Here is a 22,945-nt window from a genome sequence, read left to right on the forward strand (position 1 = left end):
CTCTCTATAACGGAAGAAAAGACACTTCGCGTATGCAAAGTGTCCCCTTACATGTCGTATTGCAAGAATGTGGGAGCGAAGACTCGCTCCCCCATCCCCAATTATTTATGATTTTCGCAGGACTGATTTCCCACTGTGCAGGAAGTCTTGCAGGCAGACTGGCAGGAAGTCTGGCACTCGCCGCAGCCACCCTTCTTCATGGACTCCTTCAACGTGCTGGAAGTCAATGTCTTTACTCTCTTCATGATCCTATCCTCCTATCTTAACCCAGTTTAAATGATTATAGCACAGTTTTTTCCATAAGAAAAGGTCTTTTTCCAAATATTCTGACATACGATGTCTTAAGCAGCGGACAGACGTCCTCCATATTCTGCTTCCTATTTTATTCATCAGAAAGAAGGTTATCCCATGGCATCCATCCCCAAAAGCAAACCTCTCTATTTGCTCCGTTCTCTCCTGCTCTCCTATGTCCTCAGCGGCCTTCTGCTGCTCCTTCTGTCCTTTCTTCTCTATAAGATGAAGCTGTCCAGAGACCAGATCCAGGCAGGCGTATACATCATCTATGTACTCTCCTGCTTTTTCGGGGGCTTCCTCTCCGGAAAGCAGCTTAAGACCCGCCGGTTTTTATGGGGAGGCCTATCGGGACTCCTCTACTTTGGCATCCTGCTCCTTCTGTCCCTTCTCCTGGGCAAGGGGATCCAAAGCGGCCTTTCCAGGCTTCTGTTAAGCCTTGGCCTCTGTGCCGGCAGCGGTGTCATCGGCGGAATGCTCAGCTGAAAGGCTTAAAACAGCAGATCCTCCCGGGTCGCGATTCTTGACATCACTGCGTCGATATTGTACAATCATTCCCATATAATACTATTTAGGAGAGTGATTTTTTTTGGACCCAAGTGACGTCATACAGATTGTCAGTATTGTAATCCTGTTATTTTTATCAGCATTCTTTTCCTCCGCGGAGACTGCGCTTCTGGGTATCAGCCCGCTGCGGATCCGTACCCTGGTGGAGGAGGGAAACAAACGTGCCGTGACTCTGGAGAAGGTGGTTCACAACAAGAGCAAAATGCTCAGCGCGATTCTGATCGGCAACAATGTGGTGAACTTAAGCTCCTCCTCCCTCATCACCACCTTTGTGATCCGGAAACTGGGCAATGCCTATGTGGGAGCCGCCACCGGCATTCTCACCCTGCTGATCCTGATCTTCGGAGAGATCTCCCCGAAGACCATGGCTACCCTGAAGGCAGAAGCCATGGCACTGCGGTTCGCCGGTATCATTTCCGTGCTGATGAAAATTCTGACGCCTGTGATCTTTATCGTCAACCTGCTGGCCAGAGGCTTCCTCCGTCTCATGCATGTGGATCCCGATGCCAAGACCGAGACCATTACGGAAAATGAGCTCCGCACTATCGTCGATGTCAGCCATGAAGAGGGTGTCATCGAGAGTGAAGAGCGGAAAATGATTAACAACGTGGTAGATTTCGGAGATGCCCAGGCCAGAGATATCATGGTTCCCCGCATCAACATGGTATTTGCCAGCGAGGATGCCACCTACGATGAGCTCCTAGAAATATACCGTGAATGCATGTTTACCCGCATTCCCGTTTACCGGGATACCACCGACAATGTGATCGGTATCATCAATATGAAAGATCTCCTGTTCTATCGGAAGGAAACGCCCTTCCAGGTACAGAATTACCTTCGGGAAGCTTATTTTACTTATGAATTTAAAAAGACCTCGGAGCTTTTCATGGAAATGCGCCAGAATTCCGTAAGCATCGCCATTGTTCTGGATGAATACGGTGCCACCGCAGGACTGGTGACTCTGGAAGATCTTCTGGAAGAGATCGTCGGCGAGATCCGCGACGAATATGACGAGGATGAGCTGCAGAGCCTTCAGAAGATCGGAGACCTGGAATATCGGGTGGAGGGCTCCATGAAGCTGGACGATATCAACGAAGCGCTCGAGTTAACCCTCTCTTCCGAGGATTACGATTCGGTGGGCGGTCTGATCATCGGAGAGCTGGATCATCTCCCCGAGGCTGGCGAAAGCGTTGTCACCCAGGGCATCCGCTTTGTGGTGGAAGCCATGGATAAGAACCGGATCGAATGGGTCCGGATGTATCTGCCGGAGCCCGGCGAGGACAGCAGCGAAGAAGATCTATAAATAAAAATACAAAAATGCCCGTTTCCGAACTTTTCCAGGCAGACATGCCTCATTGCGGAAAAGTTCAGAGACGGGCGTTTTTTTATTCTGTCTTTACCAAAATTCCATCCTTGTCAAGGCCCTCATTCCGTTTCGCCCGCACGGCGCAGTAAATGAAATCGGAAATATAATAAACCGCTCCGACAATGACAAAAATCTTTCCCACCGTCACACTGTAGCTGTCCGACAGCCAGGAAATCCCCTTATGGACAAAGGCAAACAGGCAGATGGCATAAATGCCCCAGGCCAGGGTACTTTCCAGGCAAAGGATTCCCTTATAATTGAAGGGCTTATCCTTGTAATCCCACCACACGGCCCCAAAGATCCTGATCATCACCTTCGCCACCAGAAATTCCAGTGCTGTTGCCGAAATACAACCCACCACATAAAGAAGCGGCCAGTTGTGGGCAATGGGTTTAAACAGGAAATAGGCGCCCAGAAAGCCTACACCATAAATAGGGCAGATCGGTCCGCGGACAAAGCCGCGGTTGGTCAGCCTTTTATTGCAGAAGGACATATAAATCGATTCCAGCAGCCATCCAAGCATACTGTACAGCAAAAACCAGTTAACCGCATGATAAAAATCTGTTGAAAACACCTTAATATCCCACATCGTAATTCTCCGCTCTCAAATCACCCAAGGATTTCTGCAAGTATCTTATTGACCAGGGCCGGATCCGCTTTTCCCTTCATGGCTTTCATCGTCTGTCCCACCAAAAAGCCCATAGCCTTCTTCTTTCCGCTCCGGTAATCCTCCACTGACTGAGGATTGTTTTTCACGATCTCCTCAATGGTGCTGCGAAGAGCGTCCTCATCCTGAACCATGATGAGTCCCTTCTCCTCCACGTAGGAGACCGGATCCATATCTTCTCTAAACAGAACCTCAAATACCTCTTTTGCAACCGTTCTGTTGATCTTTCCCTGCTCCACCAGACCGATGAGTGCCGCCAGATTTTTGGGACTGAAGGAAAGATCGGACGCATCCATATCCGCCTCCTTCAGAAGCCGCATGGTCTCCACCATCAGCCAGTTGGATACTTCCTTCGGCTTGCAGCCCAGGGCAATGGTCTCCTCGAAGATATCCGCCAGCTTCTTTTCCGAAGTCAGAATATCGATATCGTACTCGGGAATTCCATACTCCTCCTTATAGCGAAGCCGTTTCTCGTCACGAAGCTCCGGCTGTCTCGATTTGATCTCAGCCAGCCACTCATCGCTGATGACCACCGGCACCAGATCCGGCTCCGGGAAATAACGGTAGTCCTGCGCATCCTCCTTGGAACGCATGGCGTAGGAGCATTCTTTATTGTCATCCCAGCGTCTGGTCTCCTGGATCACCTGACCTCCGTCCTCGAGAATTGCAATCTGCCGCTCCCGTTCTCCTTCAATTGCTCTGGCAATGGCCTTGAAGGAATTCAGGTTTTTCATTTCTGTTCTGGTTCCGAACTTTTCAGTCCCCGCCTCGCGGACAGACAGATTCACATCTGCCCTCATGGAACCCTCCTGAAGCTTGCAGTCAGAAGCTCCCAGGTACTGAATGATCAGGCGCAGCTTGTCGAGGTATGCGATAACCTCCTCCGCCGAGCGCATATCCGGTTCGGAAACGATCTCAATGAGGGGCACGCCGCTCCTGTTAAAATCCACCAGAGTACAGTCATCCCACTCATCGTGGATCAGCTTGCCGGCGTCCTCCTCCATATGGATCTCATGGATTCCGATGGACTTCGGCCCCTCCGCCGTCTCAATATCCACATGGCCGTTTCTGCAGATTGGCAGATACAGCTGGGAAATCTGATAGTTCTGAGGGTTATCGGGATAGAAATAATTCTTTCTGTCAAATTTGCAGTTCTGCGTGATGGTGCAGTTGGTCGCCAGCCCCACCGCCACCGCATATTCCACCACCTGCTTGTTGAGAACCGGCAGGGAACCGGGCATACCGGTACATACCGGGCAGGTATGAGTATTGGGTTCGCCTCCAAACCTGGTGCTGCAGGAGCAGAATATCTTTGTCTTTGTCGCCAGCTCCACATGGACTTCCAGACCAATGACGGTTTCATACTGTTTACTCATCTTCGGAAACTCCTTTCTTTGCCAGCGGACAATGTTCATAGGCTCTCGTCTGTTCATAGGCATAGGCCGCACGGAACAGCTTCTTCTCCTGGAAGCAGTCGCCAATGAGCTGCATTCCGATGGGAAGCCCCTTGCTGTCGGTGCCGCAGGGCACGCTGATGCCCGGCAGTCCTGCCAGATTCACAGAAATCGTATAAATATCTCCCAGATACATCTTGATGGGATCACTCAGGCTTTCTCCCAGCCGGGGCGCCGTGGTCGGTGCCGCAGGTCCGAGAATCAGATCGTATCTGGCAAAGGCCTTGTCAAAGGCCTGCTTAATAAGCGCCTTTGTGCGGAGCGCTTTCAGATAATAGGCATCGTAATAGCCGCTGCTGAGAACGAAGGAGCCCAGCATGATCCTTCTCTTGACTTCCTCTCCGAAGCCCTCGGAACGGGTCTTTTTGTACATCTGATGAAGTCCTTCAAACTCTTCACTCCGGTAGGCATATTTTACGCCGTCAAACCGGGCCAGGTTGGAGCTGGCTTCCGCAGAAGCAATGACATAATAGGCCGGAATCGCATATTCCACCAGACTCAGATCGAATTCCTCCAGCACAGCGCCCTTTTCTTCCAGCACTGCGGCCGCCCGGAGAATGGCATCCTTTACCTCTCCGTCCAGTCCCTTTCCGAAATAATCACGGGGAATCCCGATCTTCATCCCCTTTACATCATCAACCAAAGCCGCCGTAAAATCATAATCCTCCCGCTTTACACTGGTGCTGTCCTTCGCATCGTGGGAGGCAATGGCCTCCAGAATGGCGGCACAGTCCGTCACATCCTTCGCGATCGGTCCGATCTGGTCCAGTGAAGAACCATAGGCGATCAGTCCGTACCGGGATACGGTTCCATAGGTGGGCTTAATGCCGGTCACACCACAGAAGGAGCTGGGCTGCCGGATCGACCCGCCGGTGTCTGAGCCCAATGCATAGGAGCATTCCTCCGCCGCTACGGCTGCACAGGAGCCCCCGGAAGAACCTCCGGGCACATGTTCCGTATTCCAGGGATTTCGTGTCACGCCGAACCAGGAGGTCTCTGTGGTACTTCCCATGGCAAACTCATCCATATTTGCCTTTCCCACAATCACTGCACCTGCCTTTTCCAGATTCAGGACCGCCTCTGCCGTATAGGGAGGAACAAAATTCCCCAGGATCCTGGAGCTGCAGGTGGTCAACAGTCCCCTTGTGCACATGTTGTCTTTGATGGCCACCGGAACTCCGGCCAGGGGACCGGTCAATGCACCCTCGTCAATCAGCCTCTGCACCTCAACTGCACGGGCCAGAACTGCCTCCTCAGGCACCACAGTCACAAAGCTGTGAACTGCCTCTTCCCTTGCCGCAATTGCCGCCAGAGAAGCCTTTGCCGCTTCCCGGACGGAAACCTCTCCTGTCTTTATTTTTTTACCTAATTCAACTGCTGTCAGACTCATCAAGCTCACGGTATTTCCTCCTTATCTACTCCACGGTCTTCGGCACCTTGTAGCAGCCGTCCTTCCGGTCCGGTGCGTTTGCCAGCATATTCTCCCTGTCATTACCGTTCACTACCACATCCTCGCGGAACACATTATGAAGCGGGAACGCATGAGACATAGGTTCCACTCCCGTCGTATCCAGTTCATTCAGCATATCGATATAATCCAGCATATTTGCCATATCCTTTTTAGCCTGCTCCTTCTCCTCCGGAGAAAGCTCCAGCTTGGCCAGGATCCCTACATAATCAATGGTTTCGTCTGAAATCACATTTTTAGCCATAACTGCTCCTTCCTGCAAAAGATCTGACATCTGAAAAGTCCGGAATACTTCAAACGTATCCCGGACTCCAAGATTCCTTTTCTACAACGTAACCACAGCATTTCCTCAGCCCGGAAATCGTAGTTTATCGTATCACAGTTTTTTCAGGTTGACAAGGGGAAATCATCATCTCTCCTCTTCGTTTTCTTACTCCCTGCCGGAGGCTGTTTCTTCGGTGGCATCTTCTGTCCCTTCCGATTCCTCCTCTTCCCCCTCGGCTTCCTCTTCCTCGGCAGGATTATAATAGACAGATGCTCTGGATGCCACAGAAGGCTGTTCGATCTGCGGCTTTGCAAACATGGCTCCCAGCACACCGCCTTTTACAGGGGGAGCCGGAGGTTCTTCTCCATTTTCCCTCGCCTCCTCCGCAAGGCGCTCCTGTTCTTCCCGTTCCTTTTCCTTCATGGTCTTTTTTATCTTCCATGCGGTGAACAATATCCACGCTGCCGCCGCTGCAAAAATGACTGCAAAAATGACGCTGATGACCGTATCCCGTCCGGCTTCCACCTTTCCATTTACCAGATCGCTGATTGTAGAAAAAGAAGAATAAAACAGATAAACCGCTGCCACCGTATAAAGCATCAGGACTGTTCCCTCATTGCGTTCCCGCTTCTTGGCTCCAAACAGACCACGACGCTCTTTGGGAGCTTCTTCGGAAGCCTCCTCCCCGGACCCGGCATCGGAAACTGCCTCAGTCGTTTCCTCCGTTTCTTCTATCTCCACATTTTTCTTTTCCTCTTCCAATACGAACCGCCTTTCCGGCCTTCTTTTCTTTCAGAAGGCGCTTTTCTTTTTGTTTGCACATGAGATTATTTTATCATTAAATATAGAAAAAGCGCAATCTTTTTATATTTTTTTCATAGATAACCCGGTTTCAACATTATACACAGTGTTTTTTCAGACAACCCCTCAAGTCCATTAGTAATTATTAACAATTTTTTCACCCTTTTCATGTGAAAAATGACCGTTTTCTCTTGACATTTCCATATTTTCCGTGTAATCTATAATCAGGTAACTGAGAATTGTTGGCATATTGCACATTTCCCCTTTTCAGGCGGTGATGCTTCACGTTTTACGGACAGCAATCTCAGGCTGCCTGCAGCCATTTCAACCATTATTAAAGATTGGGAGGACAACCACATGTATTTCAAATTTGGTGTAGACAGCTTCATCTGGGCTGAAAGCTTCAGTGAAAAGGATTTATGGGTCATCCCCAAGGCAAAGGAAATGGGTTTCGAGTGTATCGATTTCGCAATTTCCAATCCCTTCACATTCCCCACAGAGGCTGTTAAGAAAGAACTGGAAAGAGTCGGCATCGACTGTGTATGCACCACTACTCTGACACCGGAGACCAACCCCATCTCCCCCGACCCGGAGATCCGCAAGGCTTCTGTAAAGGCCATGAAGAAGTGCATCGATATCTGCAACTATCTGGGCGCTCCGATTCTGGGCGGCGTAAATTATGCCGGCTGGGGATACCTGACCAAGAAGCCCCGTACCGAGCAGGAATGGGCATGGGCTGTTGAGTGCATGAAGGAAAACGTTGCTTACGCAAAGGAAACCGGCAATGTGACCATCTGCGTAGAGTGTGTCAACCGTTTTGAGACCCACTTCTTAAATATCGCAGAGGATGCTGTGAAATTCTGTAAGGATGTAGGCGGCGACAATATCAAGGTTCATCTGGACTGCTTCCATATGATCCGCGAGGAGAAGAGCTTTGCCGGCGCTGTTAAGACCTGCGGTAAGGAATATCTCGGTTACATCCATGTAAATGAGAACGACAGAGGAATCCCCGGAACCGGTCTTGTTCCTTTCAAGGAATTCTTCCAGGCTGTTCACGAAGTCGGCTATGACGGACCCCTGGTTATCGAGTCCTTCGACCCCAGCTTTGAAGAGCTGGCAGGCAACTGCGCGATCTGGCGTACCTTCGCTCCTACCGGCGAGGATCTTGCCCGCGACGGTCTTGCAAATCTGAAGGCGATTGCCGCTGAACTGTAAAAAAAATATAGCCCGCAGGGATTATCCGCTCTGCGGGCTGTTTTAAAGAAAGAGGTAAAAAACATGAAAATTGCAATTGGTTGTGATGAGGCCGCTTACGCATTAAAAGTAGCCATCATGAAGCACCTGGACACCAAGGAGGATATCGAGTACACCGATTTCGGCGCTGCTGCCGGAGAAGTCATTCTCTATCCCGACGTTGCCCAGAAGGTTGCCGAGGCTGTTGCCCGCGGCGAATTTGAGAGAGGCATTCTTGTATGTGGTACCGGAATCGGCATGAGCATCGTTGCCAATAAGGTTCCCGGAATCCGCGCTGCCGTATGCCACGATCCTTTCTCCACCGAGCGTTCCAGAAAGAGCAACAATGCCCAGATCATGTGTATGGGCGAGCGTGTCATCGGCGTAGAGCTGGCAAAGTATCTTGTTGATATCTGGCTGAAATGCGATTTTGCAGGCGGCGGCTCCGCCCCCAAGGTTGCCAGAATTGATGAAATTGATGAATCTTACCGTAAACGTTAAAGGAGTTTTTTCCCATGAATATGATCATTAACAATCCGGATTATGTAGTTGAAGATATGCTGAAGGGCTTTGCAGCAGCAAACTGCGACATCATTGCCCCCACCTCCAATTCCAGAGTATATAAGTATGTCGGCGCTCCTGTTGAGGGCAAGGTCGGCATCGTAACCGGCGGCGGCTCCGGCCACAAGCCTGCATTCATCGGTTATGTCGGCAAGAATATGTGCGATGCTGTTGCCTGCGGCGAAATTTTCGCATCTCCCTCTGCAAAAGCATTTGAGGATGCCATCGAGGCTGCCGATGCCGGTAAGGGCGTTGCTGTTCTTTACGGTAACTATGCCGGTGACAATATGAACGTTAAAATGGCTATGCGCTCTGCAGCCAAGAAGGGAATCACCGTAAAGACCGTTGTTGCCAACGATGATGTTCCCTCCGCTTCCCCTGAGGAACGTGAAAAACGCCGCGGCGTTGCCGGCGAGATCCTGATGTGGAAGGTCGGCGGCGCAAAAGCTGCTATGGGCGGTTCTCTGGATGAAGTAATCGCAGCTGCTCAGAAGGCCATTGACAATACCCGTTCCGTAGGAATCGGTACTGCTCCCTGCACCATCCCTTCCAACGGTGTTCCCACCTTCCAGATCGCAGAGGGAACCATGGAAGTTGGCGTAGGCCATCACGGCGAATCCGGTATGGCAGTAAAGCCTCTGGGAACTGCCAATGAGATGGCCGAGGAAATGCTGGACATCATCCTTCCCGATCTTCCCTTCCAGGAAGGCGATGAGGTTGTTACCCTTCTTTCCGGTCTCGGCGCTACTCCTGTTATGGAGCAGTACATCGTATACGGCAGAGTAAACGAGATCCTGAAGGAAAAAGGCATCAAGGTTCACAGAGCTTATGTAGGCAACTACTTCACCTCCCTTGAAATGAAGGGCGTTACCCTGACTCTGATGAAGCTGGATGATGAGTTGAAGGAATGCATCGATCTTCCCTGCGATTCCGTTGGTTTAAAGCAGCTTCCTCTGGCCGGTGCTGCTCAGGAGACACTTCAGAAGCAGGCTGCTGCTGTGAAACATGAAACCGTTTCTGAGTCCGCCGCTGTAAAGGCTGCCCCCGAAACCAAGAAAGCCGTTTCCGGCGCTTTCTTCAAGAACAGTGCTGCAGGCAGTGTTGTTCTCGACCTGATCAAAACCATCCAGACAAATAAAGATTATCTTTGCGAAGTAGACAGCAAGATCGGTGATGGCGATCACGGCCTCAATATGAACAAAGGCTTTACCATGACCGAAGAGAAGCTGGCAGGAACCACCTACAATCTGTCCCAGGGCTTAAACGTTCTGAGCCAGACTCTGATGGAAGACATCGGCGGTTCCATGGGGCCTCTTTACGGTGTGTTCTTCGATGAGATGGGCATGGCCTGCGAAAGCGATGAAGATATCGACGCAGCCGTATTCAAGGATATGATTAATAACGCTGTTGACGGTGTCATGAATATCGGCGGCGCGAAGCCCGGCGACAAGTGTCTGCTGGATGCCATGGATCCCGCAAGAAATGCTTACAATGCAGCCCTTGAAGCAGGCAAGGATTTCGCAGCTGCTCTTGAGGACATGAAGGCAGCCGCAAAGGCTGGATGGCAGGCAACGGAAGGCATGGTTGCAAAGATCGGACGTGCAAGCCGCCACGGTGAGAAGAGCCGCGGTATCCTGGATGCAGGTGCAACCAGCGCATATCTGATGCTGACCTCCATCGGCAATTCTATTCAGGGTCTCATTAAATAAGACTCCGAATTCTTTCTTCACAGACTATATAACGGAACCCGCCCATATAAGTTCTTTCGGAACTATGGGCGGGTTTCCTTCATTTGTTTATGCCATCTTCTGTATTTTTTCCGAATGTTCTCTGACCACTTGCTTCACTAAGCTCATATCTGTCTCGAGAGCGGTGATCTTCGTTGCCTCTGTCTCATACCGCTTCTCTTCCGGAGCATGTCCGCAAAAAGGCCATGTGCTTTCGCACATGGCCTGATTTCGCAGATTTCTCTGTATGTAATTCTTACGAATTATTTCAGATACTCATCAACATTGTCCTTGGTGATCAGAACGAAAGGAACCATGATGTTCTTCTCAGCGGGAGCGGTGCCGTTGATATCATCAACCATAGCATCGATACCAGCCTGAAGCTGACCAACACCATCCTGAAGAACGGTAGCGCCAAGCTCACCAGCCTTAACCATCTTCAGAGGAGTTTCGTTTCCGTCAACGCCTACGCAGATGATGTCAGGACGGCCGTTTGCGATACAAGCAGACTGTGCTGCGGAAGACATATCGTCGTTATCGCAGATAATAGCTACCAGCTCATCGCCGTACTGAGCGATTGCGTTCTCAGCTGCAGTTGCAGCCTTCTCGCCGCTCCACTGGGTATCTTCATCAGCTACCATCTCGAATTCGGGATGAGGATCGAGGATGTTGTGCATACCTTCGGTTCTCTGAATCTGAGCGGAGTTACCAAGGATACCGTTGCAGTGTACATACTTACCACCATCGGGGCAGTTATCCAGTACCCACTGTCCAAGAAGTTCGCCTGCGTAAACATCATCGGAACCGGAGAATACCCAAGCAACATCATCAGTGCTCTTGGTCTTGGAGTTGAATACGATAACTTTGATACCAGCCTTAGCCATCTCGGTTACAGCGGGATCGGAAGCCTCTGCCTCACAAGGAGCGATGAATACATAGTCACAGCCCTTGGTGATGCAGTCGTTAGCTGCATTGATCTGAACATCGGGAAGAGTCTGACCATCCAGAACTCCGGTCCAGTCATCGATAACGCCATCAGCTTTCAGCTTATCGAAGGTCTCGGTAGCATGAGTATTGATGGGGCCATGGAAGGGGTCAGTCAGGTTCTTGGAGATGTAACCAACAACGATCTTGCCGTCGCCGTTTACGTCGCCGCCCTTAGCTTCTTCCTTAGCTGCTTCTGTTTCCTTAGCTGCTTCTGTTTCCTTAGCTGCTTCTGTTTCTTTCTTGGTCTCGGGAGCCTTGGTCTCTTCCTTCTTGGAACCACAAGCTGCCAGGCTGAGTACCATCATAGCTGCTAAGAGTACTGCCAACACTTTTTTCATTTCTTTTTCCTCCTTTTTGATTTGCTTGATATCCAAGCTCCCGTTCATATTACCACATTAGCCCCTTTAAGTCAATAGAATTTTATAACTTTTTACCAATGGTTTCCACTCAATTTTTCACAAGATTAGTTGTTAATTTTACCAAATCCAGCATATTTACCAAATTATTCAAAGAAAACCCTTGGCATTATGCCAATTCCGTATTCTTTCATTTCTTTCCATGAAATTTTATTTTTCGAAAAGCAGACAGGCTCCGGCACTGTGCCGGAGCCTGTCTATTCTCACTTTATTGAAAACTTCAACGATTATTTACGGCTCTTTCCGTTGATAGCCATATCAAGCATAACGGTTCCGATGATAACGAGACCACGGATGATGGACTGCCAGTTTGCATTGATACCGATCATGTTGATACCATTGTAGATGAAGCCTACGATGAAGATACCGATCAGTACACCGGGCATGGTAGCAATACCGCCTGCGAAGGAGGTACCACCGATTACGGAAGCAGCTACGGCGTCGGTCTCATAACCAACACCCAGGTTGGACTGACCGGAACCGGTCTTTGCTGCCATGATAACTGCTGCAATACCAGCCAGGAAACCGGAAATGGTGTGGCAGATAATACGGATCTTAAGCTCGCTGACACCGGATGCAACGGCCGCATTTGCATTGCCGCCGACTGCCAGAATGTAACGCCCAAGCTTGGTCCAGTGGAACATAATGTACATCAGGATGAATACAACAACCAGAGCCACGATGGGATACGGAATCGCACCGAACAGCTTGCCGTAGTACATATTCTTTACTTCCTCACCAAAGGTGATTGCCTTACCGCCGGAGATAACCTGAGCAACACCACGGATAACCAGCTGCATGGACAGAGTAACAACGAAGGGGAACATACGGAACTTTGCAATAAAGAAACCGTTGATAAAACCAAACAGAGTAGCAACGGAAACACCAACCAGAATACCTACGATTACGGGTAATCCCATATTGGTGATCAGCTGACCCATGATAACGCCTACCAGAGCGAGCTGTGCGCCTACAGTCAGGTCGATACCGCCGATGGTGATACACAGACACATACCAAAGGCCATCATACCGTTAATAGAAATCTGGGTTACGACGTTCATGATGTTTCTGCCGCTGATGAAACTGGGATTGTAGATAGCGATGCCGATGATCATGATTACCATAACTACGGATACGCCGTACTTACCCATGAAATTGCGCCATGTCTCCCTCTCGAGACCTAAAATCTTACCTTCTTTTTTCTGAGCCATTTTTTATCTCCTCCTACTTTCCACCAAATTCTTTTGCCAGGATTACTTCCTGGGTTGCAGCACCGCTGAGAACCTCTTCGCGGCTCACTTCGCCATTCAGCTTGCCTTCATGGTAAACAAGAATCCTGTCGCTCATTCCCATAACCTCGGGAAGCTCGGAGGAAATCATGATAACTGCCATGCCCTTTGCGGCAAACTGGCACATCAGGGTATGAATCTCAGACTTTGCACCTACGTCCACGCCTCGGGTAGGCTCGTCGAGAATCAGAACCTTGGGATTTGCCATGATCCATTTTGCAATAACAACCTTCTGCTGGTTGCCGCCTGAAAGAGAGTAGGCATTATGCTCGATGCTGCCTGCCTTAACTGTCAGAAGCTTGGAATACTCTTCACATTCCTTTTTCTCACGGCTCTGATTGATCAGCAGCCCCTTCTGTCTTGCAGGAAGGTTCGGAAGAGAAATATTTTCTCTGATGGAACGGAACAGACAGAGACCGTAGTTCTTTCTATCCTCGTTGACCATGCAGACGCCCTGTCTGATCGCATCCTTGGGATTCTTAATGGTTATTTCCTTACCCTCGAGCCACATTTTGCCCGAATCCAGCTTGTCAAGGCCGAAGATGGCTCTCATGGTCTCGCTTCGTCCGGAGCCTACCAGACCGGTAAGGCCCAGGATCTCGCCTGCGCGAACCTCAAAGCTGATATCGCTGAAGCCCTTGCCGGTGAGGCCTTCTACTTTGAATACCACATCGCCGATCTCGCAGTCGGTCTTGGGGAATACGTTCTTCACCTGACGGCCTACCATCATGGAAATCAGCTCGTCTCTGGTAACGCCATCCATGGAACGGGCCCCTACGTAGGTACCATCTCGGAATACGGCTACGCTGTCACAGATCTCGAAGATCTCATCCATACGGTGTGAGATGTAAATGATTGCAACGCCCTTGGACTTAAGATCACGGATGGTGGCAAACAGATGCTCTGTTTCCTCGCTGTCCAGAGAGGAGGTAGGCTCATCCATGATGATCATACGGGCATCACAGGAAACAGCCTTGATGATCTCCACCATCTGCATCTGTGCCAGGGAAAGCTTGCCCATTACTGTAGTGGCAGGATAAGGGAAATCAAACTGGTCCAGGATCTTCTGCGCTCTTTCATTCTGTTTTTTCTTGTTCAGGATAATACCCCTGGTATCCTCTCTGTTAAGGAAGATACTTTCTGCAATCGTCAGGTAGGGCTCCGGATTCAATTCCTGATGAATCATGGAGATGCCGGCCTTCATTGCATCGACAGGGCCCTTGGCGGAGTAAGGCTTTCCTTCAAAAGTCATGGTTCCTGCATCGGGCTGATGGAGACCGATTACAGCTTTCATCAAAGTCGATTTACCTGCACCGTTCTCGCCCAGCAGTGCAATGACTTCGCCTTTTTTGACATGGAGCTGGACATCTGCCAACGCCTGAGTACCACCGAATGCCTTATAAATTCCTTCGCATTCAAAGATGTACTCGTCTTTGTTTTTCATTTCTTCTCCCAACTTTTCTCACCTCTATGCTTTCTTTTTCAGGCCGGGCATCACTGCCGCCGCCCCATTAATGTTACTCGCTGCAAAACATCCCTGCTGGCCCCGTAGGTATCCTTGTAAAGCTGATAATACTCCTCGTAGGCTTTGTGGCTTTCAGCATTGGGCGTTACAATGAAATCCTTGTACCGCACCACTGCCTGACACCCTTCCTCGATGTCCCGGTAAATACCCGCACCGACACCGGCTGCAATGGCTGAGCCAAGCCCTGCCTGCTCCTCGGTGTCCGCCACTTTCAGAGGGATGCCGAATACATCCGCCTGAATCTGAAGCCAGGGTCCGCTTCTTGCGCCTCCGCCGGAGGCCACCATCGTCTCGGCTCTAAGTCCGAGCTCCCCGCAGACTTCAATACACTGATTCAGGGCAAATGCAACGCCCTCCATCACCGCTCTTGTCATCTCTGGACGGCCCGTATTCAGATTCACGCCCATGAACATCCCGCTCAGGTTGGGGTTCACATGAGGGGTCCGTTCTCCATTGAGGTACGGAAGGAAAACAACTCCCCCACTTCCCGGTTTTACTTTTGCAACTTGTTCATTTATCAGGTTATAATCAGCCGTCTCGAAGAGGCTGTTAAACCACTTAAGAGAAAGTCCTGCGTTCATAATGGCGCCCATGGTAAACCAGCGTCCCTTTTTGTATCCGCAGAAGGTATTGGTAGAAAGTGCCGGATTTAAGATCGGCACATCACTCTGGAACGAAACCTGACCGCTCGTTCCGATATTGGAGGATGCCTGACCTGCCTTTGTGATGCCGTTGCCGATTCCCTGCATCACCTGATCACCACCGCCGGCAACCACGATCGTAGAGACAGAAAGCCCTGTTTCCCTGGCCGCCTCCGGCGAAACCGTCCCGGTCGCCTCATCGGTCCCATAGCATCTGGGGAATATTTCCAAAGGCACATCGACCGTCTTCAGGATCTCCTCCGACCAGCAGTTTCTTCTGATATCAAAGGCCAGCGTTGCCGAAGCATCGGAATAATCCGAGGAGACCTCTCCGGTCAGCTTAAACTTCAGATAATCCTTCGGCAAAAACGCATATCTGACTCTTTCATAATTTTCCGGCTCATTATCCCGGACCCACATAAGAGAGGGAAGCAGGAATCCCGTATAAACCGGATTCATGACAAGCTCCCGAACCTTATCCTCCCCCAATGCCGCCTTTAGCTTCTCCACCTGTACCCCTGAACGGGCATCGCAGTGAAGGATCGCAGGACGGATCACACGGTAATCCTTGTCCAGAAGCACCGCTCCATGCATCTGACCGGAAAAGCTCACGCCCTTCACCTCAGACGCCGGCGCACCGCAGGCTGCAAGGCAGTCCCTCACAGTAGCACAGCAGGCCTGCCACCATTCCTCCGGATCATGCTCCGCATAACCGCCGCAGGGGGATGAAAACTGATACGGTCTGGCGCTCTGCGCCTTCACATTTCCCACCTCGTCGATGATGATCGTCTTCAGGCTGGAGGTTCCCAGGTCAATTCCCATTAAATATGCCATGGCTGTCTCCTTGTCTCAATATTTTATATCCCGGACACACATGATTCTGATTCACCCTTATTTAAAACAGGTGTGAACCCCCGATACAAAGGTATCGCCAAGTCCGATGGTATACTTCGGATGTTCCAGATATCTGGATGGCACAAGCACTGCCTGCTTATCGGTCTTCCTATTTGCCAGCGTATCGTGGAAGGCAAGGCCTGTAGGGCTCAATCCCAGTGACAGGCTCTCCCTGCACTCTTCCTGTGTGCCGTATTTGCCGATACGCGCTCTGGTCCCTGACATCAGGTTTCCAATGGTCAGACCCTTCTCAATATCGATCCCCTTCAGTTCCTCTCCGTAATACATGGAGTAGTCCTTGGTGTGGAGCACCACGCCGCGGATGCCATACCGCTCCATCATGGCTTCGATTCCTTTTACAACAGATTCGATATCGGTAATATCGGTCACAACGCCGTATTTTTCATTCTGAGCCACCAGCTCCTCCTCATTGGTACCCACAATATTCGCATAAGGAGCCAGACGCTTGAACAGCATCTCCTTCACCTCAGGGTTCATGTAGTATGCCCCCTCCAGGTAGAAAATGAAGTCCGGATTTTTTTTCCTCATAGCCTCAAAATGGCTGCAAAGCTGATCCAGCCGTTCCTCCATCACCTGCTCATCGATGACAGCGTCAAAGCCTGCAGCCAAATAAGAGGAAATATCTGCCGCATGCTCATTCCAGTAATCAAAGAAGCACTGATCAATGGGCACTGTTTTATGTATCGTATCATAAAAGAGAATCAGACGGTTGGAAAGAGGAACTGCATATTCCTTTCCATGGACAAAAATCCTGTCATCCTTGGAAAACTGAAGGATCATATGATACACAGGTGCCTCATCGGAAGCACCCTCCATAATGGGCACCAGACGGTCACCCTTTACCACTCTCATATCGGAGGCATTCATCATCTCACAGACTTCTTTGCACTTGTCGGTAAGCTGCGCCACCATCGGAAATCCCAGAGCTGCCAGAGCTGCCGCTCCCTGAGCGCAGGTGCCGCCAAGGGCCGGCTCTGACTCAAAATGGCTCTGGAGATACTCACAGACCTCCACACTTGTAATATCAAAGTTCGCACCAATCCCCTTTATCAGGCAATAGCTGCTGATCCTGGCAAAATCCTCCATCGTATCAATAGTATCACCCGCCTTGGCACTGGGTTCTTCCTTCAGAAACTCCTTCAGGATCTGATTGTATACATCGACATCCCATTTGAGGACCACATCGTAATTGCTGGTATAACCAAACACGTGCCGTCTGCCGGTCTCTTTACACACTTCAATATCCGCGGGAATCTGATTCAGATATTCCTCATACTTGTCCTGATATGCCATCTTTTCCACCTTTTTCATTATTTTCTAAAGCCTGTATTACAGCTTGGATTCCGCCAGCAAAAGCTCCAGTCTGTCCACATCCCGGGACCCTCGCTCCGCATTTGCCACAAAATAAAGAAGGGCATCGAGCACTGCCATCGCATAGACATGGGATATGGCCCCGAATTCACTGAACAGCGGATCCTCCGCAGAAATATTCAGTGTGTAATCTGCGATCTGAGAAACAGGGCTTCTGGCAGTTCCCGTAACGGCGATGCTTTTCATTCCCTTGTCCCGCCCCAGCTCCAGAGCCTGTATCACCTGCCGGGAGCTTCCCGAATGGGAAATTGCAATAATAACATCCCTCTTGCCTCCCAGGCTGATATTGTTGAGAAAATATTCCGGCACCATGGCGCTGCTGGTGCGGACCCCCAGGCGTCCCAGACGGAATCCCAGATCAATGGCCACAGGACTCGTATTTCCCACAGCCACCGTATGTACCATATCACTCTCCCGGATAAGCTTCGCGCAGTTTAAAACCACGTTCATGTCAAGTCTTGAAGCCACACTCAGAAGGTTTCTCGCAATCCCCTGTAAAATTTCCTTCACCGTATCGGGATTGTTCTGATCGCCCCGATATCCTACCAGTTGATGCTGTCCAAGATCCCTAGCCAGATTCAGCTTCATCTGATAAAACCCCTGATATCCCAGGTGCTTGCACATGCGGATCACAGTTGCGTCACTGACACCGGACAGCTCCGCCAGTTCTGAAACGTTGGCTGAGACCGTCTGCTCCGGATGCTGAAGAATATAATCTGCCACCTTCTTCTCTGCGGAGAACATCTGCTGGTAATTTTCTTTTATTGTATCAATTACTAATTCATTCTGCCCCATTTATGTCTCCCCGCCGGTCTGTATACTCCGCCCTTCGTCCTATTGAACAATTTCATTAATTTTCTATTACTGATTATAGGATAATTGCACAGCTTTGTCAATGAGATATACTGGCAAAATGAAGGTTCGATGAAAAAATCTTTAATTTTTTCGTCTGTTTTTTTTGCTTTTCATTATTTATTACCAATAATCTTTTAATATTTTATTGATTTTTACCATCTCCCTGAAAGAATATTTCACGGAACTATGTCTCATATTTTACTGACAGTCTACTTCTTTTTTTGTACACTTTAGACATTTTATTTTGAAATAATTTCCAATAATATCGGCATTTTTTACATAGTGCAAAACAAATGACGGTACTCGACTCCTCCAAACCGGACAAGTCGGGTACCGCCTGTTTCCAATCACCTTAAAATAGTCATTTATTTTCCGCCTGCTGCCGCCGCTTCCATCGTTCAGCGCTTACAGTGCCTTGATCCGCTCAATGGCCTTCACCGTATTTTCATAGGTACCGAAGGCCGTCAGACGGAAATAGCCCTCTCCGCTGGGGCCAAAGCCGGAGCCGGGTGTTCCCACCACATTGGCATTTTCAAGAAGATAGTCAAAGAATTCCCAGGATGTCATGGAACCCGGTGTCTTAAGCCAGATATAAGGAGCATTGACGCCGCCGGACACGGTGTAACCCGCACCCTTAAGGCCTTCATAGATCACCTTCGCATTATTCATGTAATAGGCTACCTGCGCCTTTAACTGCTTCTTTCCCTCTTCGGAATATACGGCCTCTCCTGCCCTCTGGACAATATAAGGAGCTCCGTTGTATTTGGTACCGTGGCGTCTTGCCCATAAAGAATGGAGGGTCACCTCACCGCACTTCAGTTCCTTGGGGATCACGGTGTAGCCAAGACGCACACCGGTAAAGCCGGCATTCTTGGAAAAGCTCTTAAGCTCAATGGCACAGGTTCTGGCGCCCTCACACTCATAAATGCTGTGGGGCACATTATCCTCGGAAATATAGGCCTCATAGGCTGCATCATAAATGATCACAGCTCCCACCCTGTTGGCATAATCCACCCAGACCTGGAGCTGATCCTTTGTGATCGTGGCACCGGTAGGGTTGTTGGGGAAGCAGAGGTAAATGATATCCGGCGTTTCCTTCGGAAGCTCCGGAGAAAATCCGTTGTCCGCAGTACAGGGCATATAGATCACATCGCTCCACATGCCGGTAGAAACGTCATAGGTACCGGTACGTCCCGCCATTACATTTGTATCCACATAGACAGGATAAACCGGATCGCAGACGGCAATCCTGCTGTCCTGGCTGAAGATCTCCTGGATGTTTCCGGAATCGCATTTTGCACCGTCGCTGACAAAGATCTCATCTGCTTCGATGGCGCAGCCACGCGCCTTATAATCTCCCTCAGCAATGGCATCTCTCAAAAACTCATAGCCCAGATCTGGAGCATAGCCGCGGAACGTCTCCTGGACTCCCATCTCATCCACCGCCTTATGCATGGCCTCAATGATCGCTGGAGCGATGGGCTGTGTCACATCACCGATTCCCAGACGGATGATCTCCTTCTCCGGATGCGCCTCAGAATATTCCCTCACCTTTTTTCCGATGGTAGAAAAAAGATAGCTTCCCGGCAGCTTTAAATAATTATCGTTAATCCTGAACATGTTTTTTGTCCTCCGTTTTTTCTTTCCTGTCTATCTTAGCCGCAGGACTAATGGAAAGTCAAGTCCCACAGCGCATTTTCTTATTTTCTATGGACAGAGGCTGCCGCAGAACACCTTTTTCGCGGGTCCCGTCAGGATCATCGGCCCATCTGCCTTCGACCAGGTGATATCCAGCTTTCCGCCCGGAAGCCTCACTGTCACCTTCCGTTTTACAAGTCCCATGGCCATGGCCGCCGCACAGGCTGCACAGGCCCCTGTTCCGCAGGCCATCGTCTCTCCGCTTCCCCGCTCCCAGACCCGGAGCTTGATATTCTGCGCATCCGTGATCTGAGCAAATTCCACGTTGGTTCTCCCGGGAAACCGCTTATGGTTCTCAATGGCCGGTCCGATCTGTTCCACGTCAACCGAATCCACATCCGAATAAAACAGCACCGCATGGGGATTCCCCATATCCACAGGCGTGAAGGAAAAACTGCTTCCCCCTGCCGAAAGGGATTCCCGCGGAAAAAGAGCCGGAACTCCCATATCCACATCCACCAGATATACCCGTCCCTCCCGGACGCGGCAGACCAGCCGTCGGATTCCGCTGTCCGTCTCCACCTTCATCCGTTCTCTCTCTACCAGACCTGCTTCATATACATATTTCGCCACGCAGCGGATCCCGTTGCCGCACATGGCGCCCCTGGAGCCGTCCGCATTGTACATTTCCATCCGGCAGTCAGCATGCTCTGACGGGCAGATCAGGATCAGCCCATCGGCGCCAATGCCGAAATGTCTGTCGCAGAGCTGTTTTGCCATTCTTTCAGGTTCTTCTACCTTTTCCTCATAACAGTTTACATATACATAGTCGTTTCCCAGACCGTGCATCTTTGTAAACCGCAATCCACACCGCCTTTCCGGCCCATCCGCTGCTACTGCTTCATAATCTCCAGGATCATGTACGCTGTCTCCACCATATTGGTCCCGCTGTCCATGCTGCATTTCTGGATATAGCGATGAGCCTCCTGCTCCGTCATATTATTTCGTTCCATCAAAGTTTCTTTCGCCCTGACGATGATCTCTTTATCCTCCTCACTCCTCTGCTTCGGCTGAGCCTTCCGCTTCCGCCGCCGTCTTGCCAGAGCCTCCTCCATCATGGTGAGCGTATCAATGAGATCGTGAAGCTTTAACGGCATACTGACGCACACCAGATCATCGGCGGTGCATTCTCCCCAGTACTGCCGGGATGCCACCAGAAGCATCTGAAATCCCTCCGGGAGATAGTCATGTAGCACGCTGTAATGCATATCCGCAAACTTATAGCCGCACACCACGATCCCATCCCCCAGCTCTTCTGTGTAATTCAGAGCCTGAGCTCCCGTAGTACAGACAGCCGTGACATTAAAACCATTTCGGGTCAGAATATTCCGGATGCTTTTCGCATCCTCCAGCTTCGGAAAGACCACTATAATGTTGGCCACGCCGTCACCTCCAAGTCACGTAATGAATTTTCAGTCTAGTAACGGTTCAGATATTCCTTGATCTCCCATTCGGTCACCTGTCTGCGGTAGACATCCCATTCCTTCCGCTTGGCGCTGATATACTGTCTCGCCACAGATTCCCCCATCATCTCTGTGATAAAAGAATCCGCCTCCAGGGCATCGATGGCTTCACACATATTTTTCGGAAGTCGTTCAATATCCAGCGTTCTCCGCTGTTCCTCGGTCCAGGCAGACACATTGACATCCACACTGGGACAAAGCTCCAGCTCCTTCTCGATTCCATCCAGACCGGCTGCCAGACACGCAGCAAAAGCCAGATAGGGGTTCGCCGTGGGATCCGGGGAACGAAGCTCCAGCTTTGTATGGGTTCCCATGACCGCCGGCACACGGAGCAGCGCAAAGATGGTCTTGGCTGACCAGGTGGCATATACCGGCGCTTCAAAGCCCGGAACCAGCCGCTTGTAGGAATTCACAAGAGGATTTGTAAGGGCCGTGATCGCTCCGATATGAGAAAGGATCCCGGCCATAAACTGACGGGCCTTTTTACTTATTTTATATTCATCGTTTGCATTATAAAAAACATCGTTTCCCTCTTCATCCCAGAGAGACATATTGATATGCATACCGGATCCGTCCACATCGGACTTGGGCTTCGGCATGAAGGTGGCGTGGAGGCCGTGGCGCTTGGCAATGGATTTTACCGTCATCTTGAAGGTCAGCAGATTATCCGCCGTCTTTAAGGCATCGCTGTATTTAAAATCGATCTCGTGCTGGCCCGGTGCCTTTTCATGATGGGAGGAACGGACCTCAAACCCCATTTCCTCCAGATTGAGCACAATATCCCTCCGGACATTTTCTGCAAAATCCACCGGTCCCACATCAAAATAGCCGGCCTGCTCGTAGGTCAGCGTCGTAGGCATACCCCCGTCGTCAATATGGAACAGGAAAAACTCGCATTCCGGCTCCACCTTGAACACATAGCCCATCCTCTTTGCCTTTTCCACTACCTTTTTCAGCACCATGCGGGTATCCGCCGCATAAGGTGTTCCGTCAACATTGAACACATCGCAGATCAGGCGGGCAACCTTTCCCTGCTGCGGCCTCCACGGAAAGATCTCAAAGGTATCAAGATCAGGCTGCAAAAACAAGTCTGTTCTGGCAAGCTCCCCATACCGGTTGATGGAAACGCCGTCAAAGCTGCACTCATTGTTCAGGGCTTTCTCAAGCTGGCTGACCGTAATGGCCACATTTTTCAATACGCCGAAAATATCCGGAAACTGCAGACGTACAAATTCCACGTCCTCCTCCTCGGCCAGACGAATGATATCCTCTTTTGTATATCTGTTTTCACTCATATGACATAACTCCTTTTTTTATTCTTCCCTTTGTGCGAAAAAGGAAAAGAGCGTACTCCTCTAAACAGAAGAAACGCCCTTGTTCTCTTT

22 protein-coding genes are annotated in these 22,945 nt (G+C 50.2%); 5 read left to right on the forward strand and 17 right to left on the reverse strand.

What is annotated here, in order from left to right; genetic code table 11:
• Positions 1-101: 101 nt before the first annotated feature.
• Complete coding sequence (gene scfA / locus QJ036_RS03705; protein WP_283230093.1) at positions 102-245, reverse strand: six-cysteine ranthipeptide SCIFF; 144 nt, start codon at positions 243-245, stop codon at positions 102-104.
• 163 nt (positions 246-408) lie between these two features.
• On the opposite strand from scfA, the gene QJ036_RS03710 reads away from it, so the two are divergent.
• Together QJ036_RS03710 and QJ036_RS03715 are read left to right on the forward strand one after the other, a co-directional pair.
• Complete coding sequence (locus QJ036_RS03710) at positions 409-777, forward strand: TIGR04086 family membrane protein (protein WP_283230094.1); 369 nt, start codon at positions 409-411, stop codon at positions 775-777.
• A 103-nt stretch (positions 778-880) separates the two neighbouring features.
• Positions 881-2,161 carry an HlyC/CorC family transporter gene (locus tag QJ036_RS03715; RefSeq protein ID WP_283230095.1) on the forward strand — a complete coding sequence of 427 codons (1,281 nt, stop codon included), beginning with the start codon at positions 881-883 and terminating at the stop codon, positions 2,159-2,161.
• Between the two features lie 82 nt (positions 2,162-2,243).
• On the opposite strand, the gene QJ036_RS03720 is transcribed toward QJ036_RS03715, so the two are convergent.
• The 5 genes from QJ036_RS03720 to QJ036_RS03740 form a co-directional block, all read right to left on the reverse strand.
• Positions 2,244-2,813: a putative ABC transporter permease gene (locus QJ036_RS03720; protein ID WP_283230096.1), complete on the reverse strand. Its 570-nt coding sequence runs from the start codon at positions 2,811-2,813 to the stop codon at positions 2,244-2,246.
• A 20-nt stretch (positions 2,814-2,833) separates the two neighbouring features.
• Positions 2,834-4,267 (reverse strand): Asp-tRNA(Asn)/Glu-tRNA(Gln) amidotransferase subunit GatB, encoded by a 1,434-nt coding sequence (gatB, locus tag QJ036_RS03725; RefSeq protein WP_283230097.1) that lies wholly within the window; start codon positions 4,265-4,267, stop codon positions 2,834-2,836.
• Positions 4,260-5,735 carry an Asp-tRNA(Asn)/Glu-tRNA(Gln) amidotransferase subunit GatA gene (gatA, locus tag QJ036_RS03730; protein WP_331487476.1) on the reverse strand — a complete coding sequence of 492 codons (1,476 nt, stop codon included), beginning with the start codon at positions 5,733-5,735 and terminating at the stop codon, positions 4,260-4,262. The genes gatB and gatA overlap by 8 nt, the downstream gene beginning before the upstream one ends.
• Positions 5,736-5,760: 25 nt before the next feature.
• Positions 5,761-6,057: an Asp-tRNA(Asn)/Glu-tRNA(Gln) amidotransferase subunit GatC gene (gene gatC / locus QJ036_RS03735; RefSeq protein ID WP_283230099.1), complete on the reverse strand. Its 297-nt coding sequence runs from the start codon at positions 6,055-6,057 to the stop codon at positions 5,761-5,763.
• 186 nt (positions 6,058-6,243) lie between these two features.
• The gene (locus tag QJ036_RS03740) at positions 6,244-6,840 is read right to left on the reverse strand and encodes a hypothetical protein (RefSeq protein WP_283230100.1); all 597 of its coding nucleotides are present in this window, start codon (positions 6,838-6,840) and stop codon (positions 6,244-6,246) included.
• 396 nt (positions 6,841-7,236) lie between these two features.
• Here QJ036_RS03740 and QJ036_RS03745 point away from each other — a divergent pair, with 396 nt between their 5' ends.
• The 3 genes from QJ036_RS03745 (at position 7,237) to dhaL (ending at position 10,382) form a co-directional block, all read left to right on the forward strand.
• Complete coding sequence (locus QJ036_RS03745; protein WP_283230101.1) at positions 7,237-8,094, forward strand: sugar phosphate isomerase/epimerase family protein; 858 nt, start codon at positions 7,237-7,239, stop codon at positions 8,092-8,094.
• Positions 8,095-8,157: 63 nt separating this feature from the next.
• Positions 8,158-8,613, forward strand: a complete 456-nt coding sequence (gene rpiB, locus QJ036_RS03750; RefSeq protein WP_283230102.1) for a ribose 5-phosphate isomerase B — start codon at positions 8,158-8,160, stop codon at positions 8,611-8,613.
• 14 nt (positions 8,614-8,627) lie between these two features.
• Positions 8,628-10,382: a dihydroxyacetone kinase subunit DhaL gene (dhaL, locus tag QJ036_RS03755; RefSeq protein WP_283230103.1), complete on the forward strand. Its 1,755-nt coding sequence runs from the start codon at positions 8,628-8,630 to the stop codon at positions 10,380-10,382.
• An 87-nt stretch (positions 10,383-10,469) separates the two neighbouring features.
• Here the strand turns inward: dhaL and QJ036_RS03760 are convergent, their stop codons facing one another.
• The 11 genes from QJ036_RS03760 to QJ036_RS03810 all read right to left on the reverse strand — a co-directional run bounded on the left by QJ036_RS03760 (position 10,470) and on the right by QJ036_RS03810 (position 22,855).
• Positions 10,470-10,622: a hypothetical protein gene (locus tag QJ036_RS03760; protein WP_283230104.1), complete on the reverse strand. Its 153-nt coding sequence runs from the start codon at positions 10,620-10,622 to the stop codon at positions 10,470-10,472.
• A gap of 41 nt (positions 10,623-10,663) precedes the next feature.
• Positions 10,664-11,725, reverse strand: coding sequence for a substrate-binding domain-containing protein (locus QJ036_RS03765; RefSeq protein WP_283230105.1), 1,062 nt, complete (start codon positions 11,723-11,725; stop codon positions 10,664-10,666).
• A gap of 305 nt (positions 11,726-12,030) precedes the next feature.
• On the reverse strand, positions 12,031-13,014 hold the full coding sequence (locus tag QJ036_RS03770) for an ABC transporter permease (RefSeq protein ID WP_283230106.1): 984 nt from the start codon (positions 13,012-13,014) through the stop codon (positions 12,031-12,033).
• Positions 13,015-13,027: 13 nt separating this feature from the next.
• The gene (locus QJ036_RS03775; RefSeq protein ID WP_283230107.1) at positions 13,028-14,536 is read right to left on the reverse strand and encodes a sugar ABC transporter ATP-binding protein; all 1,509 of its coding nucleotides are present in this window, start codon (positions 14,534-14,536) and stop codon (positions 13,028-13,030) included.
• 50 nt (positions 14,537-14,586) lie between these two features.
• Positions 14,587-16,092, reverse strand: coding sequence for a xylulokinase (xylB, locus tag QJ036_RS03780; RefSeq protein ID WP_283230108.1), 1,506 nt, complete (start codon positions 16,090-16,092; stop codon positions 14,587-14,589).
• A 57-nt stretch (positions 16,093-16,149) separates the two neighbouring features.
• Complete coding sequence (locus QJ036_RS03785; RefSeq protein WP_283230109.1) at positions 16,150-17,466, reverse strand: ADP-dependent glucokinase/phosphofructokinase; 1,317 nt, start codon at positions 17,464-17,466, stop codon at positions 16,150-16,152.
• A gap of 36 nt (positions 17,467-17,502) precedes the next feature.
• Positions 17,503-18,339: a MurR/RpiR family transcriptional regulator gene (locus QJ036_RS03790; RefSeq protein ID WP_283230110.1), complete on the reverse strand. Its 837-nt coding sequence runs from the start codon at positions 18,337-18,339 to the stop codon at positions 17,503-17,505.
• Between the two features lie 465 nt (positions 18,340-18,804).
• On the reverse strand, positions 18,805-20,019 hold the full coding sequence (locus QJ036_RS03795) for an LL-diaminopimelate aminotransferase (protein WP_283230111.1): 1,215 nt from the start codon (positions 20,017-20,019) through the stop codon (positions 18,805-18,807).
• A gap of 87 nt (positions 20,020-20,106) precedes the next feature.
• On the reverse strand, positions 20,107-20,901 hold the full coding sequence (gene dapF / locus QJ036_RS03800; protein ID WP_283230112.1) for a diaminopimelate epimerase: 795 nt from the start codon (positions 20,899-20,901) through the stop codon (positions 20,107-20,109).
• A gap of 29 nt (positions 20,902-20,930) precedes the next feature.
• The gene (locus QJ036_RS03805) at positions 20,931-21,479 is read right to left on the reverse strand and encodes an ANTAR domain-containing response regulator (protein WP_283230113.1); all 549 of its coding nucleotides are present in this window, start codon (positions 21,477-21,479) and stop codon (positions 20,931-20,933) included.
• A gap of 35 nt (positions 21,480-21,514) precedes the next feature.
• Positions 21,515-22,855, reverse strand: coding sequence for a glutamine synthetase family protein (locus QJ036_RS03810; RefSeq protein ID WP_283230114.1), 1,341 nt, complete (start codon positions 22,853-22,855; stop codon positions 21,515-21,517).
• Between the last annotated feature and the right edge of the window lie 90 nt (positions 22,856-22,945).

Source organism: Fusibacillus kribbianus (assembly GCF_030053595.1).
GTDB classification, from domain to species: Bacteria; Bacillota; Clostridia; order Lachnospirales; family Lachnospiraceae; genus Lientehia; species Lientehia kribbiana.

Excerpts from the sequence above, each read along its gene's own strand:
- QJ036_RS03720 (WP_283230096.1), bottom strand. The coding sequence starts at position 2,813 with ATGTGGGATATTAAGGTGTTTTCAACAGATTTTTATCATGCGGTTAAC.
- QJ036_RS03765 (WP_283230105.1), bottom strand. The coding sequence starts at position 11,725 with ATGAAAAAAGTGTTGGCAGTACTCTTAGCAGCTATGATGGTACTCAGC.
- dhaL (WP_283230103.1), top strand. The coding sequence starts at position 8,628 with ATGAATATGATCATTAACAATCCGGATTATGTAGTTGAAGATATGCTG.
- QJ036_RS03710 (WP_283230094.1), top strand. The coding sequence starts at position 409 with ATGGCATCCATCCCCAAAAGCAAACCTCTCTATTTGCTCCGTTCTCTC.
- QJ036_RS03770 (WP_283230106.1), bottom strand. The coding sequence starts at position 13,014 with ATGGCTCAGAAAAAAGAAGGTAAGATTTTAGGTCTCGAGAGGGAGACA.
- gatC (WP_283230099.1), bottom strand. The coding sequence starts at position 6,057 with ATGGCTAAAAATGTGATTTCAGACGAAACCATTGATTATGTAGGGATC.
- gatA (WP_331487476.1), bottom strand. The coding sequence starts at position 5,735 with ATGAGTCTGACAGCAGTTGAATTAGGTAAAAAAATAAAGACAGGAGAG.
- rpiB (WP_283230102.1), top strand. The coding sequence starts at position 8,158 with ATGAAAATTGCAATTGGTTGTGATGAGGCCGCTTACGCATTAAAAGTA.
- QJ036_RS03795 (WP_283230111.1), bottom strand. The coding sequence starts at position 20,019 with ATGTTCAGGATTAACGATAATTATTTAAAGCTGCCGGGAAGCTATCTT.
- scfA (WP_283230093.1), bottom strand. The coding sequence starts at position 245 with ATGAAGAGAGTAAAGACATTGACTTCCAGCACGTTGAAGGAGTCCATG.
- QJ036_RS03775 (WP_283230107.1), bottom strand. The coding sequence starts at position 14,536 with ATGAAAAACAAAGACGAGTACATCTTTGAATGCGAAGGAATTTATAAG.
- QJ036_RS03745 (WP_283230101.1), top strand. The coding sequence starts at position 7,237 with ATGTATTTCAAATTTGGTGTAGACAGCTTCATCTGGGCTGAAAGCTTC.
- QJ036_RS03810 (WP_283230114.1), bottom strand. The coding sequence starts at position 22,855 with ATGAGTGAAAACAGATATACAAAAGAGGATATCATTCGTCTGGCCGAG.
- QJ036_RS03760 (WP_283230104.1), bottom strand. The coding sequence starts at position 10,622 with ATGTGCGAAAGCACATGGCCTTTTTGCGGACATGCTCCGGAAGAGAAG.
- xylB (WP_283230108.1), bottom strand. The coding sequence starts at position 16,092 with ATGGCATATTTAATGGGAATTGACCTGGGAACCTCCAGCCTGAAGACG.
- QJ036_RS03785 (WP_283230109.1), bottom strand. The coding sequence starts at position 17,466 with ATGGCATATCAGGACAAGTATGAGGAATATCTGAATCAGATTCCCGCG.
- QJ036_RS03790 (WP_283230110.1), bottom strand. The coding sequence starts at position 18,339 with ATGGGGCAGAATGAATTAGTAATTGATACAATAAAAGAAAATTACCAG.
- gatB (WP_283230097.1), bottom strand. The coding sequence starts at position 4,267 with ATGAGTAAACAGTATGAAACCGTCATTGGTCTGGAAGTCCATGTGGAG.